Raw genomic sequence first — 22,749 nt, 5'->3', positions numbered from 1 at the left:
CTTCCGCAAAAAAACCGGTCTAGCTGAGGATGTCAGGGGGGTTGTCCCGATCGACGGTCCGTGCGCCGCTTGAGCCACAGGGCTTGCACGTGAGTCGGTTCATTTGCGCTGCCCGCTTCAAGAGCGGAATGGCAGAAGCGTCTCGTTTTTCATCAGCTTTGACCTCGGCGCCGCAGAATTGGCAGGGGCCGATCACGATCGTGGGCATGACTGTCTCCCTCGTTACGTCGGTGGCAGGTCGCTAAACCAGGCTGGTGGTTCTGGCACGCAAACGTCGGATGGCATCCGTGACCTGTTTCTTCTCCAAATGTGGCATCAGAGCGTGGCTCAAGCGATCGCACAGATCGAGTAATTGACTGAACGTGGCTCCATCCAGGTCGTTCCAAGCCAGGTCGTAAAGCACTTGGTCAAGAATGGTATGCGCCTGTTCATACCCAACGTATTCCATCAACAACTGGGCGAAGGCCTGATAGCGGGTGCTCGGAGCCACCTGTCCGCCCCCTCCATAGGGGCCACCGCCTCCGCCGCTTTCCCCGTGAACCCGAACGGCCTGCGTGGAGAGCAGCAATCTCATCAGATTTGCCAGCCGCAATTCATCCAGCAAACAAGCCTGATGCAGTTGCGCCATGGTGAAGGACCGCGGAAGGTTGCGGACGTAGGTTGGTATCCATTCCGGAGGGTCAGCCCGATCCCAGCTGAAGGAATCGAGGGCGCTCTGAGTGAACGAAACGGCACTGGTCAATGCCGGTAACAGCTGGCGGTAGTGCTGGGTCGCGTCCATCTGACGCATCCCTTCCAAGAGTAAATAGTCCACTCGGCTGGTGACATCGGGAGGGGGCATCTCCACATCGGTGTCGATGGCAATCAACTTGAATGTCCCGGCATTCCACCACGAAATAATCCGGTACACCGCTGCGTCACCAACCAAATGATTGACTCGTGCATTGACCAGTTCGCCCGAGTGAAAGACCAGCTCGGCCATCTGCCCGATTTCCACTCGCGTCAGGGAAAGAACGGCCGACTTTTGTTCGAGCGCAATGAGCTGGAGTAGATTGGGGAGGCTGATGGGGCCGAGATTTCCCTCCAGCAGCAAGTTCGATGAAAAAGTCACAGGGGATGCCTTTGTCGAGGGGCGTCACGCGTTCTGTTATACCCGGTCCCCAGGGAATTGCAAGCCAATCCGACGCTTTGCCGAAATTTTGAAGGGACACCTTCAGCGCGGGTTTTTCAGTCGTTCGAGCAGACGATTACGCCAGGCCAAACGCATTTCGGGTTCGGAGACAACCAAGACCACCAGCAGATAGACGGTTAAAAACACGCCGGTTTGAAGCACGAGCAGCAGCCACGTTCGCGAGGAGTCATCCGTAAGCGGAAACTGGTTGGCGATTGCCCAGGTGGCCAGGCCAGCAGCCAACGCCGCTGAAGCGGCACGGCTCGCGTGGCGAATCACTCCGGCTAATTTCCAGCCGGGTATTCGACGCTTCAACAAGCCGGCGTTCAAGCCGCAGTTCACGGTTGTGACCAAGGCCGTGATGGCCGCTAGCCCCTCGAGTCCATAGGGTTTTACCACCAAAGCCATACCCAACGTGGTCAACGCCAGAGAAGCCACACTGACCAGCAGCGGTGTTCTTCCATCATTGCTCGCGTAGAAAACACGCACCATCAGGTCTCGAGCGGCGTAGCTGGCGATACCCAGCGCGCAGATTCCCAGCACGCTGGTGGTGGCCAAGGTGTCCTGCCGGTCGAAGGCACCACGCTGGTAAACGACCGTCACGAGTGGCAATCCGCCCGCCAAGAAGTAGGCCATCAAGGGAAACGTGGCGTAGGCGATGGTGGTGAGCCCTCGATTCAGATGATGGGTCAGAGATGTATCATCCTTGGCCACCACGGCCCGTGTCAGCAGGGGGAACAGGGGGATGAGCAGGGCCGTCATGAGAATCCCGAGTGGCAGCTGCAGAAGTTTGTTGGCGAAGTCGAATACGCTGATCGAACCCGCCGGCAAGCTTGAGGCAAAATTGGTTCCAATGATGACGGATAGCGTTCCCACCCCTGAACTGACACAAGCGGGTAGGAGCATGTGCCAGATGCTTTTGGCCTCAGCCGTTCTCCACGACAACCGGGTGAGATGGACGCTTCCCCCCCACAGTTTCCAGGCCGCAGGCAGTTGCAGAATCAACTGCCCGAAGGCCCCCAGTAGGGTCCCCCAGGCCAGCGTGAGCGGGTCGGGTCTCAGCAAGACGGCCAGGATGACCGCCAAACTTGCGATCAAAGGCGAGAGGCTGGGTCGGGTAAAGTCTCCCTGGTCATTCGAGACGCCGCACAAGATGCCGATCCAGCCGCCCAGCAGAATCAGTGGGGCCATGATCCGCAGTTGCATCACCGCGAGGTCGAAAGTCGCATCCGAGGCCTGAAAGGCCACCAGCCTGATCGCGGCGGGAGCCGCCCAATACGTCAGCAGGGCACACGCCCCCAAGACCAGCGACACGATCAAGGTGATGGAAGCCATCACATCAGGCATGTCATCTTCCCGACCCTGCTGGCGCAGGGTCGCCAGAACCTTTTGGGCGGCCGTATGAAACGGTCCTGTCAACCCGCCGAGCATGACCAAGGAGAACGAAGGAATGATGTAGGCGGCCGTGTAGGCATCCTTGGCCACGCTCGCGCCGAACACTCCGGCAATCACGAGTTCACGGCCGAATCCAAATCCCTTGCTCAGCAGGGTGAGCAAGGCGATCGTGGAGGCGACGCCGAACAGGCTGCTAGACACGCGGGGGGGCCGCGATGTCCTGGAAGACCCATTCGATTGCCGCTTCCAGGTCATCCGCGATGTGATCAGGCCGACACGGCCACTGGTAGGCCCCCGCCAGCACCTGTTCGCCGTAGCCCGAACGAAGCAGCACAGTCCTGCTCTTGACTCGTTGTCCCACCTCCACGTCCGTGGCCTTGTCGCCAATCATGTAGGAGAACTGCGGGTCAAGTTGGAACTTGTCCGCGGCGGCCAGCAGCATTCCAGGTTCCGGCTTGCGGCACGCGCAGGCAAAGCTGTACTCCGGCACGATTCCATCAGGGAGATGAGGGCAATAGAATATGTCGTCAAGAAAAGCGCCTTCAGCCTTGAGCAGGTCAACGAGTCGCTCGTGCAAGCAATCAATCCAAGATTCGGCGTAGTAGCCCCGCGCCGGGCCGCTCTGGTTGGTCACGACAATGGCCAGGATGCCAGCCTCATTCAGTCGCTTGATGGCGGCCGCCGCTCCAGGTGCCAGACGCAGATTGTCCAGTTCCCGAATGTAGCCCGCCTCAACGTTGATCGTCCCGTCTCGGTCCAAAAATACCGCGCGTGCTGGTTTCACTTTCAGATACTCCTGACTCATTATCTACCACGCCCCGATGCTCGTTTTCCAGAGATTTCAGGGCAGGCCCGAGTCGCTTCCATCCCGAGGGTCCGGCGGGCTGAGTCGGAACGACAGCGGCCTGGACAAACCGGTATGATAGGAGGGCCCTGATTGGTGGAGTTCACTGGAACCGGTGCCTGCGTCCCCTGCCGAAAACGTCACGAATCAACAACTTCGGCGGCTTGTGATGGCGTTGCTTCTGTTCACGACAACCCTCCAGGGGTGTGCCACTTGGTCGGGCTATCGCGAATTGCCCGCGCGCAGGGCCTGGGCCTTTCCATCGCTGCCCGCGCGCGTGTGGCAAAATGCTTTTGTTCGCTGCCGGGTTGCCCCCGGAGGGTTTGCCCCGTACCTTCCCACGGCCTGGCATCCGTGGGGCACCATCTCCCGTGCCGTCATCCCCTATGGTGATGATGTCTGGCAGTTTTCCTTGGCCGTCGAGCCGCTCACAGGGGAACGGGTGTTGGTGCAACCAGAGGGGGCTCACCTGCTTGTCGATGGGATCGTTGACCGACGCGCTCTGAGCCTGACCGATTATCGACGACGCTGGCCTCTGTGGGCCCTGGCCGATGAACAACAGGCCGCCGATCGCGCGGTGGCCTATCGGCATCTCCTGGATACCCTATGGTTCGAACGCGCGATTCCGCCTGGTGAATCTCATGAGGCTCAGCTGGCGTTCGTGTCGGCAGCGTGCGCGGTGAATTTGGAACTGAGACTGCCACTGCGTTTGGGGGACAAGCTGGAATCGGCTCGGTTCGAATGGACCATGCCGTGAAGCGATGGCTACCAGTTGCATTTGCGCTTCTCGTCCTCTCTGGGTGTGCAACCCGAGAGTTCTATTTGCAGCGCTCGGAGTTGCCACTCGAAGCGTGCGGCATTAGCCAGTTGCGACTCGCTCGTTTTCAGTCAGGCACTGATGTCCCTCACTTGCGATTCCGGGTCGAGCGCCAGGTTCGTGATGAACTCACCCGCGTCGGATTACTGACGGAAAATTCGAATGCTGGACCGTCCCTGACGGGTGCCCTGGACGTCGTGGAAGACACCTTCATTCCCGCCACACCACGACGTGTCGAGCGGGGAATTGCTTCTGCCCAGGCCCTGCCGACCCTGAGCGGCTCCACGATGACGTGGGAAGTGGATGTCCAGTGCACTGTCCGCCTGCGAATCGTACTGACCCTTCTTGACGCGGAGGGACGACCGCTCTGGCAGAAGCGGTCTGAGGGCAGTGTCAGGGAGTCACGGGCCCTTCCGGTTCAATGGCCTGGAGCAGATTTGTTGCCTCCGCCCCTCGCCGCACTGCCGCGATTTGACGCGCCCTGGCGCGCCCGGTTGGAAGATGCCGCTCTTGCTCAGGCGCTTGGCCCGTTGCTGACGGCCTTGGTTGACCGGTACGCTTATCGTGAAATCCCCTGATTACGCTGTGCCACGGCCAATATAACGTAAAGCCTGGGTGAAGGTTTCATTTACCGCCATGGTAGGATGGAGCATTTTTTCGCCTGGGGAGATGCAAGTGTTCGGCAAGAAAAGCAATCTGATCGGTCTCGCGCTCTCAGGCATCTGTCTCTTTCTGGTGTTCCGCAAGGTCGATACCACCAGGTTGCTGGCCTCGTTGTCAGGGTTGAACGTGGGCTACCTGTTGGCCGCCCTGGGAGTGTTTCTGAGTACTTTTCTGGTGCGGGCGCTCCGATGGAAAACCTTGTTGAGCACCAGTCAGGCGCTTCCCACCCGTCAGGTTCTGGGCATCGTGATGATAGGCTACATGGCCAACAATCTCTTGCCCGCCCGATTGGGAGAATTTGTGCGGGCCTACGTCTTGCGCGTGCGAACGGGGATTCGCAAGAGCACCAGCCTGGCGACCATTCTGGTCGAACGCATCTTTGATGGTCTGTCTTTGCTGTTCATTCTGGGAGCCTTGCTGCTGGCCCACAAGTTGGGCTGGTTATCACTCAAGCACGACTTCCCGGACTCGATTCAGTGGGCAGGCGGCTTCGCCGGCGCGGTGTTTGTGAGCGCCTTTGCCGTGTTGCTGGCGTTGGAGATGCATGCGCCGCTGGGTGACACCATTCGTGGTCTGCTTCGCAAGTGGCTCCCGGATGGGCTTGCCACGCGATTGTGCGAGTTACTGGATGCTTTTGTGGAGGGGATCGGTTGCGTGCGGAATGCAGGCGTCATGGCGTTTGTGATGGGCGCCTCGTTGCTGATCTGGAGCATTGAGGGCGTCACCTACGCCTTGGTGGGGCAAGCGTTTCATCTGGAGCTGCCTCTGAGGGCTTTTCTCATCACCATGGTGATCGTCAATCTGGGCACTCTGATTCCCTCGGCGCCTGGATTCATTGGCACCTTCCAACTGTTTTGTTGGATCTCGTTGGGGCTCTTTGCCATTCCCAAAGAGACCGCCGTGAGTTACGGACTGGTGCTGAATTTGCTGGAATATCTCCCGGTCACCATCATTGGAGTGGCGTGCCTGCTGGCCATGAATCTCTCCTTCCGCAGCGTGGTGCGAGGCCAGAATCAACCTGAACCAGAGGGCAACGCCACCTGACGCGGCGGACCCTTCCCACGAGGGGGGTGTTTCAGGCTGTCACGCTCTCTTCCGCGTACATGGCTTCGATTTCCGCCTGGAAGTGGGCTTGAATCACCCGTCGCTTGACCTTGAGGGTCGGGGTCATCTCGTCCTGATTCGGGTCAAACGCCCGCGGCAGCAAGGTGAAACGCTTGACTTGCTCGTAGCGCGCGAACGTCTTGGAGATGGAATCGATTTCGCGAGCAAAGAGAGCCTGCACCTGGGAATTTCCCAACAACTCCGCGTGAGACAGACCAACCAATCGCTGCTCCTTCGCGAAGCTTTCCAGTGCCTCCGGATTCGGGACGATCAGCGCCGTGATGTAATTTCGGCGATCGCCAATCAACATGGCCTGTTCGATCAGTTGACTCGACTTCAGGGCGTTCTCGATCGGCTGAGGCGCCACATTCTTACCGTTCGACATCACGATGATTTCCTTCTTGCGGTCCACGATCCGGATTCGCCCATCCGGGTCGATTTCCGCCACGTCACCTGTGTGAAAGAATCCGTCCTCGTCGATGGCTTGTCGGGTTGCCTCGGCATTTCTGAAGTAGCCCGCCATGACATTGGGCCCACGCACCAGCAGTTCCCCGTCCTCGGCCAGCCGCACCTCTACCCCAGGCAGCGGTCGTCCAACCGTGCCAAAGCGAACCTCTCCAGGCCGGTTGAAGGCCACCACAGGACTCGTCTCCGTGAGCCCATAGCCCTCGACGATCTCGATTCCCAGCATGGCGAAGAAACGGCCCACGTCGGAAGCCAGAGGCGCGCCACCGCTGATACACAGACGTAAACGACCTCCCGTGCGATCGCGGATCTTGCTGAAAACAATCGCATCGGCAACCTGTTGCTTGAAGGCGAGGTCGAATGGACGTGGAGCCCCCTGCTGCAGGGCCTCCACATAGGCCTCCCCGACCTGCCGGGCCCATTCGAACACGGCTCGCTTCGGTAAGCTCTCTTTGCTCACTCGGTCCAGCACACGCGCCTTGATCTTCTCGAACAGACGGGGAACCGAGGTAAGCATCGTGGGACGAACGTCCACCAGGTCGTCTGCCACGGATTCAACGCTCTGGGCAAAGTAAACGTGCGCCCCCGCCGCAACCGCGGAAAAATTTGAGATTCGCTCGAGCACGTGGGAGAGCGGCAAGAAAGACAGGGACGAGTCCGACTCCTTCAGGCCAATCAGAGGAACCACCTCTGCCACATTGGACATCAGATTGCCGTGGGTCAGCATGGCGCCTTTCGGTTCCCCCGTGGTGCCGCTGGTGTAAACGATAGTGGCGAGATTGGAGGGCCCCAGATTGCTCATCCGGCGGTTCAAGTCCGCCTGATGCTTGTCTTCCACACGACTGCCCAGGGCGATCAGATCATCCCAGCTGAAGATGGCGCGCTGGTCCGGCCGTTGGGGGATCTCGTTCATCACCACCGCGTGTTCGAGGTGGGGTAACTGGCCCCGCAGCGTCATGAGTTTTTCCACTTGAGCCTCGGTGGAGAGGAAAATCAGACGCGCTTCGCTATTGTTCAAAATGTAGGCCGTCTGGGAAGCCGTCAACGTCGGATAGAGCGGAACGGTGACGGCTCCGGCCATCAGAATGGCCTGGTCCGCCATCACCCACTCGGGGCGGTTCTCGGACAGCAGCGCCACCCGATCACCTTCTTGAACCCCGAGTTCCAGCAACGCCAACGCCAGCAATCTGGCCAGACGACCGTAGTCCTCATAGTTTCTGGTTTTCCAGGTGCCCTTCGCCTTGTGCGACAGGGCTGGGCGCTTGCCGTGACGGGCCACCGTCGCCAAAAAAGCGGCAGTCAGGTGTGTTGCTCTGGCCATGTCATCCTCCCTACCGGTTCAGACAGATTGGGACGGCGTTATCCGCGCAACGGTGCGCGAGGTGCCCTCAGTTGAGACCATTCGGCAGCCTCTCTCAGGAGCGCGTCAACCCGACTCTTGACCTGCTTCACCAAAGCCCTGATGCGTTGCTCGTGCCTGAATGAAGTGGCTATGCTGCCTCGAACGTCAAGGGTCTGGTATCCCGCGTCGGGTGTCAAGGGTTCCCCAATCAGGACCAGGGCCTCCTGGTAGACTCGGAGTTCCAACGATTCGAGCTGGAAAATGGGTTCATCAGGAGCCAGGGCGCGGAGCCAGGCAGCGGGGAGCGGCGCAAGTTGCGCCTCCCGGATGGGATAGATGCACGCGGGCACTATTTTCAAACCAGGAATATCGGCCGCCAAGGCTGCCCGTGCAAAGGTGCGATGGAAGGGGCTGGTTTTATCTGGGGCCCGCGGTGTCAGAAATGGATCTGTTCCCTCCGGAAAGATACCGACCAGGGAGCCGCGTCGCAATTCAGCAACGACATCTCCGATCAAGGCATCCACGCGGCGATCGCTGTTTCGGAGGATGGGAAGTCCCCCCGCCTCCTGCATCAGCTTCCCCAGGAAGGGTATCGAGGCCACGAAGGGCGCCATGACCCAATGGATCATGCGGCGGGTGCGGGAGGAAATCAGGTAAGGGTCCATCCAACTGCGATGGTTACACACCAGCAGGGCGGGTCCCGTGGCAGGAATGTGGCGAGCCCCCACGACTTGGGTGGGGCAGGCCAGTTCACCCAGGCACGGCCCCAGCCATCGCTTGAAGGCGTGGTAATGCTCCTGAGTCGAACTTGGCATCGTTTCATCCCGCGTGGGGCGTGTTCAGGCAGGGCAATGGCCAAACGCTCACGAGGCAAGTCCCAACAAGCGCTGGGCATTTCGGCTGGAGACTGCTCTGGCCTCAAGCGGCGTCAAAGCTTGGGTGACGTTGTCATAGGCGGCGGTCTGCTGGAGAAGAGGGAAGTCTGAGCCCATCAGGACGCGATGGACCCCAAGCCGATCGACCGCTTGCCTGATGACCTTGGGCGGCTGCCAGGACGTTTCCACCGAAACGTGATGGAAACGCTCCGCCAGGGCAATCACCTTGGCGTGCTGGTCCCAGCCAATGTGAGCGATCGTGATACTGACGCGCGGAAATGCCGCACAGACCTCGCCGAGTGCTGTCAGGTCATCGAATCCCTCCGTTTCGAAGGGAACCGCACCCGTATGAATGAAGACCGGCAATGAACGTGACTGAGCCAGGGCGAGTAACTCCGTCATCCGCTTTTCTTCGCTCACGGATTCCGCCCGCGCCGGATTCAGCTTGAGGCCGACCACGGGGTGATCGCTCAAGTCTCGCTCCAGCCGCTCAAGGCAATCCAGGCGGGCGGGGTCCGCAGTGGCAAAGAGACTGAACTTTCCAGGATAGGGTTGAATGGCTTGCGCCAGGTCCTGCGTGCTGAAAAAGGGGTCGATGGGGCATACCACGGTGTGGCCAATGCCGCTTCGGTCCATGCTCTGGATCAGCAGCTCCACCGTGTACTTCTCGAAAACCCGCTTGACCTCTTGAACCGCATAATCGTTGATGCTGCGGTAAAGGAAGCGGCTGAACGGGTCGCGAAAGTGCATACCGCAAAGTCCAGCCACCTGACGGGTCAAGGGTTCCATCAGGTCGGCCAACTCCTTCAGGTAGATGCCACTGCGGTCATCTGGAAGTTGGAGGGCCGTCGTTCCTCGCAGGTGCGCGTGAAAATCGACAAGCAAGTAGCTCGGAACCATGAACGCGTCCTGTCTGTGAAGGCAACCTGAGCCCCTTTATACCCTTCCGCCCGCCCTGGCTCAAGCGTCAGGCGGGCGGAAGCAATTCGAGGCAAAATGTGGTGCGCGTCAGCCCGCGTACGCCAGGGCGTGCGCCCGCCAGATGACCTGCAGCTTGACCTCGTTCACGGAGATCAAGCCCACCGATTCACCCATCCGCACCTTGGCGAAGTGGTCGACCTCACGATAGAGTTCAAGGTCGCAGTCTGGGCAATGGTAACGTTCACCATGGGGCGCGAGATTCACCAAGTGCGTCTCGCAATCGGGACATTCAAGCGCCAGCAACCCGCTGTAGGTGTGTTTCACGGCAATGACCTCCAAGGTCGTCCTGCCCACCGGCGCCGGGCAGCCTTCCCGAGGGAAGGGTGAGGCGCACGACGGCGAGCGCGGACCAAGTGCATGCGGGCGCAGTCCGTTGACCTGCCTGGAGACACTGAGACCCGGGCCTGACACATCTGTGCCACCACACGAGGTCCCGTGCACGGACCACTTGACCTGGATGGAGGGAATCACTCATCCAGGGACACGACACGTCGCCTGCTCTGCAGGCTCACGTGGCATCAGCGAAAACAGCCACCTCGATCACAGAAGCGCACGGACGCTTCCCCTGTCCAACCCGCAACAATGAGTCCCTGCGTTGAGGCGGCAAGGCTTCCCTGCTGAACTGTTGAACTGTCACAATATCTCTTCTGACTTTATACCCCCCGTCACCGGTTTTACACAAGGGGTGGCTGCTTTTTTTGCGGAGCGAGGCTCAGGCTTGGGCGAGGCCGTGCTATGCTGTCGGGGTGCCGCCCCTCCTCTCCACGTCCGGCATGACGGCTGTCCCTCCAAAATTTTTGAGCCATTTCCAAGCCCACGGCCCACTGGCCGAGGCGATGGAATCCGCCTGGGGCGCCCGTGCCTCGGAAATTGCCGAGGGGCTGGGCCTTCCCAAGGTTTCCTGCGGCACATTTTCTGCGGCGTACTGGACGGGTCTGGTGGAGTGGGCGCACGAGTCGCCCCGGTCGCAGCGACGCTCGCGCCACGCCCGCTGGTTGGCCAGGTGGCGCCAGGACTTGAGCCTGGAAGCCCTCTCTTTGCTGTTGTTCCACGTCGACCAGGCATTGCGGGAGGCCACGTGGCAACTGGGACTGCCGGCACCGGATTGGCACGCCTTGCTGGAAGTGATCCGGCAGTATACGGCGAGCCTCTTGGATGAGCTGGCCAGCCTCTCCCAGGCGAGCCACCAGCAACTCCTCCAGCGCCGAGAAGAGCAAGCCGCGATGCAGCGTTTTCTCGAGTTGATGGATGCGCCAGGGCGGCCGGAAGACACCCTGGCCGTGATGGTGAGGGAAGTGGCGCGCGTGCTGCGATGTGAGGTGTGCGCCATCCTGCTGCCGGGTCCCGCTGACCCTCACATGCTTCAACTTGCGGCGATCGCCGCCCCGACCATCATCGCGCGCGCGGTGGCCGAAATGGGCTTTCCACTGTCGGACGGTGGGCTGGTTTCCCAGGTTTTTCTGACAGGCGCACCGGCCACCTCGCTGGCCTCGGATGAGACGCAAGGAATACCGGATGGCGCTCTCAATGGGCTCGAAAGCTTAGGTTTTGCTCATTTGATGGTCCATCCCCTGACGTTTCAGGGACGGGCTCAGGGCGTCTTGTGTCTCGCCAATCGCTTCGACGACCTGTCGTGGCAGCCCGGCGAACAAAACTGGCTGAGCGCTGTTTCGAGCCAGCTGGCGATGTGGTTGCGACTGGTCCGGCAGGAGCTATTATTGCGAGACGAGGAACGAGAAGCCGGAGCCTGGGCCGAACGACTCCTGGGTCTGGCAGATCCGGCGCTGGTGCAGCACGGAGAGGCTGTCTCGCGGCTCGCTTCAGCGATCGGCCAGCAACTGGGGTTGTCGCCTTCTCGTCTTCGAGCGCTGGAATTGGCAGGACGGTTGCACGACATCGGGCTGGTGTTTTTACCGGAGACCCTTCGCCGACGGCCAGGCCCCCTGTGGCCCGAAGAACGTCAACTTGTCGAGCGCCACCCCTTGCGCGGGGCTGAACTCTTGAGAGGAATCCCCGCCCTGGCAGAGGTCGTTCCCCTGATCCTGCAACACCACGAGCGCTGGGATGGGCAAGGCTATCCCGACGGGCGGCGGGGGGACGACGTTCCGCTCGAGGCGAGGATCCTCGCGCTGGCGGAAGCCTACGTCTCCCTGACCGTGCCGCAGGTCTACCGAGCACCGATGGGCGCCGTTGAAGCCATGAGTGAAGTTCGCTCGCTGGCCGGCTCGGCTTACGACCCCTTGGTGGTCCAAGCCCTGGAAAGTTTGACGGAGCAGGGTCTGCCTGCCCTGGAGGGGGCAGCGTCGAGTGCGCCTGGGACGCGGGCTCGGGAAGACCTCAGCCTGCTGGGATATGCGGGGCGCTTGACCGAAGGGATTCAATCTCTCACCTCGCACGTGACGGAGCACGGCGCCAACCTGAGTTTCTGGCGTGCCGTGGAGGAACTGTGTGGCCATGATGCCGCGATGCTCTGGGTGCGGGATGCCGAGGGTCGGCTGCGCCTGCTGGAAACCCACGGCGCCTTGCGCCTTTCACCTGGCGCCACGGCTTCTGCAGACAGCCTGGAGGCACAGGCCCTGGTTCGACGAATTCCACTCGGAACTGGCGACCCGCACCAAGAGAACCGATTCGCCATTCCGACCTGGGTCGTGGAGGGTGGCTACCGGAGTCTCGTCGCCTTCCCTTTGCTGGTTGGCGAGCGCGCCTGGGGGGTGATGACCCTGCTCAAACGCACCCACGCACCGTTTTCCGGCCCTGAATTCATGTTGGCGGAGCTGGCGGCCAGCTGTGCCGCGTGGGGTCTTTATCAGCGTCTGCATCGTGGTAGACCCTTGCCCGAGAAAGGGGTGCGCGCGTGAAGCAAACGGTTGGCAAAGTTGGGATGCGATACCTGGCCATGTGCGCCGTGGCCGTCTTTGCGATCGGGCCATTCCTTTGGTTGCTGGTGACCGCGCTGCGAGGCGATGGCGAGAACATTTTTCAGTATCCCCCCGTGTTATGGCCGGAGCAGCCCACGCTCAAGAACTTTGAGGCTGTCTGGGTGGCCGTCCCATTTGGTCGCTATGTCGCAAACAGTGTGGTGGTCGCTCTGGCCTCGGTCCTGTTGAACCTGGTGCTCGCGAGTCTGGCGGCCTATCCCCTGGCCCGCATGCGTTTTCGGGGGCGTGACTTTGCCTTCTTCGCGATATTGGCGACCATGATGGTGCCATTCCCGGTCATCATGATCCCCCTGTTCACCATTGTGATGAAACTACACGGCGGCTTGATGGCCGTGGTGCCCGAAGGTGCTCAGTCAGAATACTGGCTGTACAGCTGGCTTGTGCTGCCAACGGGCGTGTCCGCCTTTGGTATTTTTCTGCTCAGACAAGCCTTCGCGGCCATTCCAAAGGAGTTGGAAGAAGCGGTCTTGATGGACGGTGGTAACGTGTGGGACATCTGGCGGAAGGTGATGCTGCCGCTTTCCCGTCCCGCTCTGGCCACCCTCGCCATCTTCACCTTTGTGGGCTCGTGGGGCGACTTCCTCTGGCCCCTGGTGGTGCTGAACGACCCCCAGCTCTACACCCTGCCAGTCGGTGTGGCCTACCTGGCCGGGACCTTCAGTGCCAACTGGCGATTGATCGCCGCTGGCTCGGTCATCGCCGTCATTCCGATTGTGGTCTTCTTCTTGCTGATGCAGCGTCATTTCATTGGCGATGCAACGGCCGGTGCGGTGAAGGGCTGACGGGTGCTTGGACAGGCCTTTCCGGCCTGTCAACCCGCACACGCACCAAAGACCCTGGGAGTCAGGTGCTGGATTCGCTTCCCCTCCGAACCCTATGATCGCGGCCTGAAAGCCTGTCAGGAGGGATGACATGGGGTCTGGAACACCAGGAAAAGCCAACACGCTTCGCTTCACCTACCTGGACTGGCCACGTGTGCTGGAGAACTTGCGAGCCGAGTTGCACCTGCTGGATGGCGCCAAGTGGCACCTGGGTGAAATGTTGCTCTCGGTGAGACAAACCCTCGCGGGTACGCCCGGGGTGGCCGCCGCGTTTGCCAGCCAGGGCGTTTCCTGGCGGGCCCTGGGAAACCGTCTGGGCATGCGCGCCTCGGAGGTTGAATTGCTGTCGCGAGTGTCCGAAGCGTTTCCCAAGGGAAAGCGAGTCTCCGGCGTGGGCTGGGAACATCATCGGGTGGTATTGTTCGAACTACCCGCCGCCACCCTGTCGCAGCGCCACAAATGGTTGCGAGAAGCGGCCCGACAAGAGTGGAACCCGACCCAACTGGGAGTGCAAATCCGCAAGGCACTGAGTGGCAGCAAGCCGCAGGGGCGAGACCCCGTTCCCAGGGACGATCAGACGGCCGGACGCGCCCCGGGGGAGCGCAAGACGCGCTGAGACCACGGACTTCCTGGGTATAAAGGAAGCGTTCGGCTTCCCTTGAGGTCCACCTTGCGTCACCCCCTTGCTGTGCTGTGCTTTGCCGTCGCGATCGCCACCTTGGCGCCCCAGGTTTCGGCCTCTGCGGCACCCTTGGGCCCGCAGGGCGCCGCTGCTTTTGACCCAGAAGCGGGCTTGAAGCAGGCCTTGGCGGCGTTTCACACGGGCGCTACGGACCGAGGCCAGGCGCTGCTGCGCAAAACATTGGCCGCGGCCCCCGAAAAGGTCGACACGCTGGTGGACCTCGGTGTGGCTCTGGCTGACATGGGGGCTTACGACCATGCCCGCTCGGCGTTCGAGCGCGCCTTGCGGCTCGGTCCCGATGACGCCGCGGCCCTGAACGGCTTGGGTTACGTGCTCTACCGCATGGAAAAGCATGAGAACGCCATCAGCTACTACGTCAAAGCGCTTGCTCGAAAGGAAGATCCGCAATATCGGTTGAATTTGGGTTTGGCATATCTGGCGCAGGAGCGCTGGGGGCAGGCCGAGGACCAGTTTCGACTCGCGGTTTCCGGGCGTTCAAGCGACTACTGGGCCTACAACAATCTGGGATATGCGCTCCAACTTCAAGGCCGCATTGCAGAAGCGGTTTCGCATTATGAAGCCGCGATCGCGCGATGTGACAAAGATCTGACGGCACATGGCAACCTGGGGGCGCTGTTGGTGGCAGCTGAAGCATGGCAGGACGCCCTCTGGGTTTATCGGGATGCCTTGAAGCGCAACGACGCCTTCGCTGATGCCCACCTGGGCATTGCCAATGCTTACACGCAGCTGGGTCGAACGGATGATGCGCTTCTGGAACTGCGTGTGCTCAGCCGCTTGCGAAACCCGACGGCGCCGGTTTTCCACCTGATGGCTGAGCTCTACCAGCATCGCAAGGAGCACGGAGCGGCCTACCGGGAAGCCCAAGCGGCGTGTCAGCTGGCCCCGCGCGAAGCCGTTTATATGTTAACCCTCGGACGAGCGGCTGCGGCCTTGGGCCGAAGATCGGAGGCCATTCGGGTGTTTGAACGCTACCTGGAGGTGGCCGCGCCGTCCCCGGAGCGTCAACGCATCGAAACCTGGCTGCAGCAGAACCGCGGAAAACCTTCTACCAGCTGGCCTGTCGCTGAAGGCGCCGCGGGTGACTGGCGTGTGCCGCAGATGCTACAATCCACACTGAAGTCGGTTGAGCCATCGCGGTCGACCTCGTCGGCCGAGGAAAGTCCGAGCTCCGCAGGGCAAGACGCTGGATAACGTCCAGTGGGGGTGACCCCAAGGACAGTGCCACAGAAATATACCGCCTCCGCAAGGAGGTAAGGGTGCAATGGTGGGGTAAGAGCCCACCAGCGGTGGGGTGACCCATCGGCTAGGTAAACCCCGTCTGGAGCAAGACCAAGCAGGAGAAATGAGGCGGCCCGCCGATCTCCGGGTCTGGTCGCTAGAGGCCAGTGGCAACACGGGTCCCAGATAGATGATGGCTTCCCATTCGTGGGAACAGAACTCGGCTTACAGACTGGCTTCAGGAGGGGGATTTCCCCCTCCTTTTTGCTGACGGGGACGAATTCGGTCCAAGGCGGTATTATGTTGCAGTCGCCCCGTTGGGGGCACGAGGCATCATCATTGCAGCACACTTCTACTTCCGATACCGACGCGTTCCATCACCTCCCGGTGCTTCCGGACGCCGTGATGGCCAGTCTTGCACCGCAAGCCGGTGACCGCGTGCTCGACGCGACCGTCGGTGGGGCGGGGCACGCGTCCAGGCTTCTCCGGGCGGTCGGGAGCGACGGATTTCTCTTCGGCTGTGACCGTGACCCTCGCGCGATTCAGGCGGCCTCGGAACAATTGACCGCGGTCGGAGAAAATTTCAAGCTATTCCAAGGCTCGTTCGACCAGATCGACCTCTGGGGGCTTCCACCGTTACAGGGCATTCTCTTTGATATTGGGGTTTCCTCACCGCAACTGGATCACGCGGAGCGCGGTTTCAGTTTCCGCGCCAAGGGCCCCCTCGATATGCGCATGGACCCGGCTGGGGCTCTGACGGCGGCAGACATCTTGCAGAATATGAGTGAAGCCGAATTGGCTCGAATCTTTTTTGAATTCGGCGAGGAACGCCATTCGCGCCGCCTGGCACGAGCCATCGTCGCGGAGAGGAGCCATGGTCGGTTCTGGCAAGATACGGCAGCGTTTGCGGCGTTTGTTGAGCAGACGCTGCCACGCTCCCGGGAGCCAATCCATCCCGCGACTCGTGCCTTTCAGGCCTTGCGAATTGCCGTAAACGACGAGCTGGGGATGCTTCAGCGAGCCCTTCCTCAGGCCGTCCGTGCGCTCGCCCCTGGCGGGCGGCTCGGGGTGATCAGTTTTCACTCGCTGGAAGACCGTATCGTGAAACGCTTTTTTCAAGAGCAGGCCAAGGCATGTGTCTGTCCACCGAGGCAGCCAGTGTGCACCTGCCAAAAAGTGTCCACCTTGGAAGTGCTCACGAAGAAGCCCCTGGTGGCGGAACCCCAGGAACTGAGCGAAAATCCTCGGGCGCGAAGCGCCAAGCTTCGAGTGGCCAGACGGTTGCCCTGATGGGCGTGGGCGATGGATTGAAACCAGATGATCACTGACCTGTCACGACAAGAAGGTATGGGCAAGGCGCAAGCTCCCCTCGAGCCCCTGGGACGACGAGCCAGGCGTCAGGGCTTCCCTCGGGTCTGGATGATGGCGATCTCGGGCCTTTTACTGGCCATTCTGGTCATGTATGTGCATACGGTCATTCAGGAAGCACGGCTGAATCGCGTCAAACAGGAAATCGATCATCTGAGGGAAATGACCATCAAGGATCGCATGCAACTGGAAATGGTTCGCAATCCGCAGGTCATCGACCGCAAGGCTGGCTGGCTTGGCATGCGGCAGCCGGAGGAAGTGGTCTATATCAAGCGCCCCTTGCTCGTGCAGCGCCATCCCGCCAGGGATTTGCCGCCTCGTCGCCCCCTCATCCGTGAGGGATTCTGAGCTGTGACGGCGCGGGTGACGCTCATACGCCAGCGTGCGCTTTGGGTGCTGGCGGGTTTTGGGGCAGCAACGCTTCTGTTGGCCGCTCGCCTGGCCTACCTACAGGTTTTGGAGGCTGGCCACCTGAGCGTGTTGGCCAAGGCGCAGCGCACCAAGAAGGTGGACCTTTCATCCATCCGCGGTGAGATTGTCGACCGCAACAGCAAGACCTTGGCGGCTTCTGTGGAGGCTTTCTCCATCTACGCCAGCCCTCGCGATACCAAACGGTTTGATCGACGGATGACGGCCGAGCGCTTGGCTCCCATCTTGAAGACGAGCGCCCCTGCGCTGTTGCGAAAGCTCGAGGGCGATCATTTCCGTTGGCTTTATCGCCTGGCTGATGACCACACCTATCAGCGCATTCGCGCCCTCAAGCTGCCCGGCATCGGGGCGGTCCGCGAGAGCCGTCGCATCTATCCCAAAGGACGGTTGGCGGCGACTCTGATCGGCTTCGTGGGCATCGATAATCAGGGGCTGGCAGGGATCGAGCATTCCTTCGATGCTGTTTTGCGTGGCCCCCATCAAAAGGTCGACGTGGAAGTGGACGCCTACGGCCGGGAAATTTTACGGGAAGGGTCTAGCAAGGTGCTTGATTCCTACCTCAGTCGTGGCAGTCAGGTCATTCTCACCATCGATGAGAATCTCCAGCACGTGGCGGAGCGAGAGTTGGGACAGGCCATCCTCAGTTCGGGAGCGCGGCGGGGCACGGTGATGATCATGGACCCACGGACCGGGGATTTGCTGGCTTTTGCCACGCTTCCCACCTACGACCCCAATCATTTCAATCGCTACCAGTGGAAGGAAATCAAGAACTGGGCGGTCACGGACGTCTATGAGCCCGGTTCCACCTTCAAGGTTTTCACGGTGGCTGCGGCATTGGAGGCCCGTCGAATTGGCCCGACCCAGGTTTTTGTATGTCCTGAACGCATCAAGATCGACGACCAGGTCATCTCCGAGCACGACGAAGGGGTGGGAACGCGAGAACTGTCCGTTTCGGAAATTCTCGAACAGAGCTCGAATGTCGGAACTTCCCAGGTTGCCTTTCAGATGACGGCCGCCTATCATCGCCGCTTTCTGAGTCGCCTCGGGTTCGGTCAACTGACCGAAAGCAAGATCACGGGAGAAAGCAAGGGCGTCTTGCCTGCGTTGCCCTGGCGCCGTCTTTCCCAGGCCACCATTTCCTACGGACAGGGGGTGTCCGTGACCCCTCTGCAGATCTTGTGCGCCTCTGCCGCGGTGGCGAACGGCGGTATGCGAATGGCGCCTCGTCTGATTGACCGCGTGGTTTCGAGTAAGGGTGAGGTCCTGCAAGTCTTCCCCGTCAAGGAACTCGGGAGCGGAATGTCTGCAAAGACTGCCCAGCAATTGATGGGCATGCTGGAGCAAGTGGTTCTCAAGGGGACGGGGCAGGAGGCGAAGGTTCCAGGTTACCGGGTCGCCGGCAAGACCGGAACGGCGCAGCGGGTCAGAGAGGACGGTCGAGGCTACTCGGATGACGTGGTCGCTTCGTTTGTCGGCTTCGCTCCCAGTCGTAATCCCCGGTTTGCGATTCTGACCTTGCTCGATGCCCCGAGAAAGGTTCACTGGGCCAGTATGACGGCGGCGCCGCTCTTCTCAAGAGTGGCGGCAGAAGCACTGCGGCAGGCAGGCGTGCAGCCGAGTGAGATGATTGTCTCTCTCCAGGAGCGAAAGCAACCCCGTCAGGCTGGACGGCGGGAATGATCTCTCTCACGGCACGCGACCGGGCCAGAGACATACACTGACCAGGGAGGATAAGCGCGTGTTGACCTGGCAGGAAGTTGTGGATGCGACACAAGGGGCCGCGGTGGGACGAATTCCCGACCTCCCCTTTTCAGCCGTTCGCATCGATAGTCGGGCCGTCCAGCCGGGCGATCTGTTTTTATGCTTGAGAGGGGAAAGCTTCGACGGTCACGACTTCCTGTCTCAAGCCCTCGCGGCCGGGGCTCGCGGCGTGGTCGTCACGTCGCCTACGCTGGTTCCGGACGGGGCTTGGGGCCTGACCGTCCCAGATACCAAGTTGGCCTTGGGGCAGCTGGCGCGAGCGTGGCGGCGAAAGCTGTCATTGAAAGTCATCGCCGTGACAGGCTCATCGGGAAAGACCTCGACCAAGGAAATGCTGGCAGCCTACCTGGGGGCCTTCGGAGCAACGGCGAAGACCGAGGGGAACCAGAACAATGAGATTGGAGTTCCCCTGAGCCTGCTGGCTTTGGAGGCGGACCACGCCTTTGGCGTCATCGAGATGGGCATGCGTGGCCCGGGGGAGATCGCCTATCTGACTGATTTGGCAGAACCTGATATCGGGATCGTGACCAATATTGGCACGGCCCACATTGGACGTTTGGGGTCGCGAGAGGCGATCGCTTCGGCCAAATCCGAGTTGTGGCGCCATCTTCCTCGGGGCGCCAGAGCGATCGTCCCGTATGACGATGCGATGGCGAGCGCGGAGGCGGCCCGCTGGGGGGGGGCCATGGTGTCTTGGAGCTTGGAGGACCCCGCCGCAACGGTCTGGAGCCACGACGTGCAGCAAGTGAAGCACGGGCAAGTGTTCACAGTTTACTGGAAAGCAGGCAAGTCGTTTTCGCGAGGCCGCTCAGAAGTCAGACTGCCGCTGTGGGGGGATCACCATCGCGCCAATGCGCTGGCAGCGATTGCGACCGGCTGGGCGCTGGGCTTGCTGCCAGGGGCTCGGCTTGACCTGAAGCCCGACACGCTGCCCGGGCGCGCGCGGCAGCTGGACCTGCGGGGCATTCTCATCACGGACGATGCGTACAACGCCAATCCCGAGAGCGTGTCGGCCTCCATCAAGGCGTTCGCCCAGGAAGGTTCGTCGGGTCGGCGTTTTGTGGTTTTGGGCGACATGGCTGAGTTAGGGGAATTTGCGGAAGAGTCGCATCGAAAAGTAGGGGCCGTGGCAGCTTTGCTTCCGCTCAACGGGCTGCTGGCTGTGGGGCAGTTTGCGGACGCTTACCGTCAAGGGGTGGGTGATGCCTTCCCTGCACACACCTTTGATGATCTCGAGCCAGCGGCTCGATATCTGGCGGATCTGCTCGCCCCTGGAGACCGATTACTCGTGAAAGCTTCGCGTTCCGCCCGTCTCGAGCGTCTGATCGAACGCCTGATCGCGCTTTTGGGAGACCCCGCCACTTGATGACCAGCTCATTCTTGCCCTCACTCGCTTATCTTTTGGTGGCCTTCGCGTTAGCCCTGGCGGTCGGGCGGCCTTTGATCCGCGTGCTACATGAGTTGAAATTCGGGCAGGTCATCCGCGAGGAGGGGCCTGAGTCTCACAAGGCCAAGTCGGGCACGCCCAGCATGGGTGGATGGTTGATTGTCTTCCCCTTCCTGCTGACCTGTGTCCTCGGAGGTCTATCTCACCCGGTCTTGCTGGCCTTTTTGGGGTTGGTTCTGGCCTACGCGGGCCTGGGCTTTCTTGACGATTGGCTGATCATCAAAAAGCGCTCCAACAAGGGGCTCAGCGCTCGCCAGAAGTTAGCCGGGCAAGTGCTGATCGCCGTCGTCTTTTTGCTGGTGCTTCACCAGCTGGGCTGGTCCACCGTGTGGCTGATGCCGCCTGTTTCGGGTTTGCGGGTGCTGGACCTCGGGTATTGGTACTGGCCCGTGGCGTGTTTCATCGTCGTGGGCAGTTCCAACGCGGTCAATCTGACGGATGGTCTCGATGGCCTGGCAGGCACGACGGTGGCCATTGCGGCCATGGCGCTTGGCTGCGTGGTCTGGTTATCCGCCGGCCTGGTGGGGAACGACCTCTCCCTGAATCTGGGCCTGACGGGCGCCCTGCTGGCCCTGGTGGGCGGCTGCCTCGGTTTCCTGTGGTTCAATGCTCATCCAGCCCAGGTGTTCATGGGGGATACTGGTTCTCTCGCGCTGGGGGCAGCCCTCGGTGGAGCTGCGATCCTCGGTCACGTGGAACTCTGGTACGCCCTCATCGGAGCGGTCTTCATCGTGGAGACCCTCTCCGTCATCGCGCAGGTGACCTATTTCAAGCGCACGGGTGGCAAGCGTCTGCTCAAGATGAGCCCGCTTCATCACCATTTCGAGCTGTCGGGCTTGAAGGAAACCAAGGTCGTGGCCCGATTTGCACTCTTGGGGGCCATGTGCGCCGCCCTGGCGGTGTGGGGAGCGCCGCGGCTGTGAATCTGGCCCCCAATCGAATAATCGTGAGGAATGGGCTATCATGGAAGTCCGCAAGCGATTGAGCTTGCTTCTCTGAAGGTTGCATCCAAGGTGGATTGGCAAAATAAAACCGTTACCATCCTGGGGCTCGGGCGCAGCGGCCTGGCCTGCGCCAAGGTCCTCTCTGGACTTGGCTGTGAGTTGATTCTGAGCGACACGCGCAGCAACGACGTGCTGGAGCCATTGGTCCGCGCGGAACTGGGACGGGATTTCCGAGTCGACGGGGGCGGCCACTCCTCAGCCTGTCTTGACGCTGATGTTCTGGTGGTGTCCCCCGGGGTGCCGGTCGACCTGCCGATTGTCCAAGCCGCATTGGCAGACGGCGTCCCCGTGCTGGGAGAAATCGAAGTCGCCTTTCAACTCCGGCCCCACACCCCCTACATCGCCATTACCGGTTCCAATGGCAAAACCACCACCACGACTTTGGTCGGAGAGATTCTTCGCAGTGCCGGAGTGCAGACATTGGTCGGGGGAAACATCGGAACCCCACTGGTGAGCTTTGTCGCGGAACCTGCCGAGGCGATCGTGGCAGAGGTCAGTTCCTTTCAGTTGGAAACGATCTCGACCTTTCGGCCAAAGGTGGCGGCCATTCTCAATCTCAGCGACGACCACCTGAATCGACACGGCACCCGGGATGCATACTGGCGGGCCAAGTGCCGCATTTTTGAGAATCAAACACCGGACGACTGGGCCGTCCTCAATGCGGATGACCCGACGGTCTACTCCTTGTCCGGCACGCTTCAGGGCAGGGAACTGCTTTTCTCCGCGAGACGTCCGTTGGGGCGTGGCGTGTGCGTCGTGGATGACTGGATCGTGCTGAACTCTGACGGGGGTTCCGTTTCCGTCATGCCGGTTGCGGAGGTGCCGCTGCGGGGCCAGCACAATCTGGAGAACGTGCTTGCCGCCGTGGCGATCGCGGCTGCGCTTGGCCTCCGGGTGGAGCCGGTCCGTGAGGCTATCGCGAAATTCAGGGGAGTGGAGCATCGCATCGAACTGCTGCCTGCTGCGGACGGCGTGCTCTGGGTCAATGACAGCAAGGGAACCAACTACGACGCGACGGTCAAGGCGATCGCCGCGTTCTCTGAGCCGATCATTCTGATCGCAGGGGGACGGGACAAGGGAGGGGACATGGCTCCCTTGCTGCAGGCCATCTGCGAACGCGTTCAGCACGTGGTCTTGCTGGGTGAAGCGGCGCCCTTGTTTGATAAGGCGCTTCGCCAAAGCGGGTTTGATCGCATCTTCCAGGCGGAGTCGCTCAAGGACGCCGTGATGTTCGCGCAGGACCGCTCCAAGGCGGGTGATGTGGTGCTTTTCTCGCCAGCCTGCACCAGTTTCGATATGTTCAAGGACTACGAGGATCGTGGCCGTGCCTTCAAGTCAATCGTCAACTCCCTGGGAATCCGCCCCGATTCCTCGGCGAGCTAGGGCCAGACGATCATCGCAA

General features: G+C 61.0%; 18 protein-coding genes and 1 other RNA gene. 12 read left to right on the top strand and 7 right to left on the bottom strand.

All coding sequences use genetic code 11. The features are described 5' to 3' along the window. Nucleotides 1-241: 241 nt before the first annotated feature. The 3 genes from VKP62_16260 to VKP62_16250 form a co-directional block, all read right to left on the bottom strand. Nucleotides 242-1,111 (bottom strand): DUF4388 domain-containing protein, encoded by an 870-nt coding sequence (locus VKP62_16260; GenBank protein MEB3198751.1) that lies wholly within the window; start codon nucleotides 1,109-1,111, stop codon nucleotides 242-244. Between the two features lie 102 nt (nucleotides 1,112-1,213). Then, entirely contained in the window at nucleotides 1,214-2,767 is a 1,554-nt protein-coding gene (gene murJ / locus VKP62_16255) for a murein biosynthesis integral membrane protein MurJ (GenBank protein MEB3198750.1), read from the bottom strand. Further along, a complete protein-coding gene (locus tag VKP62_16250) occupies nucleotides 2,760-3,350 on the bottom strand; it encodes an HAD family hydrolase (GenBank protein ID MEB3198749.1) in 591 nt (196 codons plus the stop codon). The genes murJ and VKP62_16250 overlap by 8 nt, the downstream gene beginning before the upstream one ends. A 229-nt stretch (nucleotides 3,351-3,579) precedes the next feature. On the opposite strand from VKP62_16250, the gene VKP62_16245 reads away from it, so the two are divergent. Both VKP62_16245 and VKP62_16240 read left to right on the top strand, forming a co-directional pair. Next, nucleotides 3,580-4,167 carry a hypothetical protein gene (locus VKP62_16245; protein MEB3198748.1) on the top strand — a complete coding sequence of 196 codons (588 nt, stop codon included), beginning with the start codon at nucleotides 3,580-3,582 and terminating at the stop codon, nucleotides 4,165-4,167. Between the two features lie 735 nt (nucleotides 4,168-4,902). Further along, the gene (locus tag VKP62_16240) at nucleotides 4,903-5,934 is read left to right on the top strand and encodes a lysylphosphatidylglycerol synthase transmembrane domain-containing protein (GenBank protein ID MEB3198747.1); all 1,032 of its coding nucleotides are present in this window, start codon (nucleotides 4,903-4,905) and stop codon (nucleotides 5,932-5,934) included. Between the two features lie 31 nt (nucleotides 5,935-5,965). Here the strand turns inward: VKP62_16240 and VKP62_16235 are convergent, their stop codons facing one another. From VKP62_16235 to VKP62_16220, 4 genes are all read right to left on the bottom strand, one after another. Further along, entirely contained in the window at nucleotides 5,966-7,780 is a 1,815-nt protein-coding gene (locus VKP62_16235) for a long-chain fatty acid--CoA ligase (GenBank protein MEB3198746.1), read from the bottom strand. Between the two features lie 38 nt (nucleotides 7,781-7,818). Then, nucleotides 7,819-8,616: a lysophospholipid acyltransferase family protein gene (locus VKP62_16230; protein ID MEB3198745.1), complete on the bottom strand. Its 798-nt coding sequence runs from the start codon at nucleotides 8,614-8,616 to the stop codon at nucleotides 7,819-7,821. 48 nt (nucleotides 8,617-8,664) lie between these two features. Beyond that, nucleotides 8,665-9,576, bottom strand: coding sequence for an amidohydrolase family protein (locus VKP62_16225; GenBank protein ID MEB3198744.1), 912 nt, complete (start codon nucleotides 9,574-9,576; stop codon nucleotides 8,665-8,667). 108 nt (nucleotides 9,577-9,684) lie between these two features. After that, complete coding sequence (locus VKP62_16220; GenBank protein ID MEB3198743.1) at nucleotides 9,685-9,921, bottom strand: hypothetical protein; 237 nt, start codon at nucleotides 9,919-9,921, stop codon at nucleotides 9,685-9,687. 572 nt (nucleotides 9,922-10,493) lie between these two features. On the opposite strand from VKP62_16220, the gene VKP62_16215 reads away from it, so the two are divergent. From VKP62_16215 to murD, 10 genes are all read left to right on the top strand, one after another. Continuing rightward, nucleotides 10,494-12,515: an HD domain-containing phosphohydrolase gene (locus tag VKP62_16215; GenBank protein MEB3198742.1), complete on the top strand. Its 2,022-nt coding sequence runs from the start codon at nucleotides 10,494-10,496 to the stop codon at nucleotides 12,513-12,515. Then, nucleotides 12,512-13,378 (top strand): carbohydrate ABC transporter permease, encoded by an 867-nt coding sequence (locus VKP62_16210; protein ID MEB3198741.1) that lies wholly within the window; start codon nucleotides 12,512-12,514, stop codon nucleotides 13,376-13,378. Before VKP62_16215 ends, VKP62_16210 begins: the two co-directional genes overlap by 4 nt. 130 nt (nucleotides 13,379-13,508) lie before the next feature. Then, nucleotides 13,509-14,033, top strand: a complete 525-nt coding sequence (locus VKP62_16205; GenBank protein ID MEB3198740.1) for a hypothetical protein — start codon at nucleotides 13,509-13,511, stop codon at nucleotides 14,031-14,033. A 1,202-nt stretch (nucleotides 14,034-15,235) separates the two neighbouring features. Next, nucleotides 15,236-15,582, top strand: an RNA gene (gene rnpB / locus VKP62_16200) — RNase P RNA component class A. Nucleotides 15,583-15,638: 56 nt separating this feature from the next. Next, nucleotides 15,639-16,628, top strand: coding sequence for a 16S rRNA (cytosine(1402)-N(4))-methyltransferase RsmH (gene rsmH, locus VKP62_16195; protein MEB3198739.1), 990 nt, complete (start codon nucleotides 15,639-15,641; stop codon nucleotides 16,626-16,628). A 27-nt stretch (nucleotides 16,629-16,655) separates the two neighbouring features. After that, nucleotides 16,656-17,054, top strand: coding sequence for a hypothetical protein (locus tag VKP62_16190; protein MEB3198738.1), 399 nt, complete (start codon nucleotides 16,656-16,658; stop codon nucleotides 17,052-17,054). A 78-nt stretch (nucleotides 17,055-17,132) separates the two neighbouring features. Beyond that, nucleotides 17,133-18,815, top strand: coding sequence for a penicillin-binding protein 2 (locus VKP62_16185; GenBank protein ID MEB3198737.1), 1,683 nt, complete (start codon nucleotides 17,133-17,135; stop codon nucleotides 18,813-18,815). A 58-nt stretch (nucleotides 18,816-18,873) separates the two neighbouring features. Next, nucleotides 18,874-20,262 (top strand): UDP-N-acetylmuramoyl-tripeptide--D-alanyl-D-alanine ligase, encoded by a 1,389-nt coding sequence (gene murF / locus VKP62_16180; protein MEB3198736.1) that lies wholly within the window; start codon nucleotides 18,874-18,876, stop codon nucleotides 20,260-20,262. Then, nucleotides 20,262-21,266: a phospho-N-acetylmuramoyl-pentapeptide-transferase gene (mraY, locus tag VKP62_16175; GenBank protein MEB3198735.1), complete on the top strand. Its 1,005-nt coding sequence runs from the start codon at nucleotides 20,262-20,264 to the stop codon at nucleotides 21,264-21,266. Before murF ends, mraY begins: the two co-directional genes overlap by 1 nt. A 90-nt stretch (nucleotides 21,267-21,356) precedes the next feature. Then, the gene (gene murD, locus VKP62_16170) at nucleotides 21,357-22,730 is read left to right on the top strand and encodes a UDP-N-acetylmuramoyl-L-alanine--D-glutamate ligase (protein MEB3198734.1); all 1,374 of its coding nucleotides are present in this window, start codon (nucleotides 21,357-21,359) and stop codon (nucleotides 22,728-22,730) included. Nucleotides 22,731-22,749: the final 19 nt, after the last annotated feature.

The organism is Candidatus Sericytochromatia bacterium (assembly GCA_035285325.1).
GTDB lineage: Bacteria > Cyanobacteriota > Sericytochromatia > S15B-MN24 > JAQBPE01 > JAYKJB01.
This window is presented reverse-complemented; position numbering and strand designations above follow the sequence as displayed.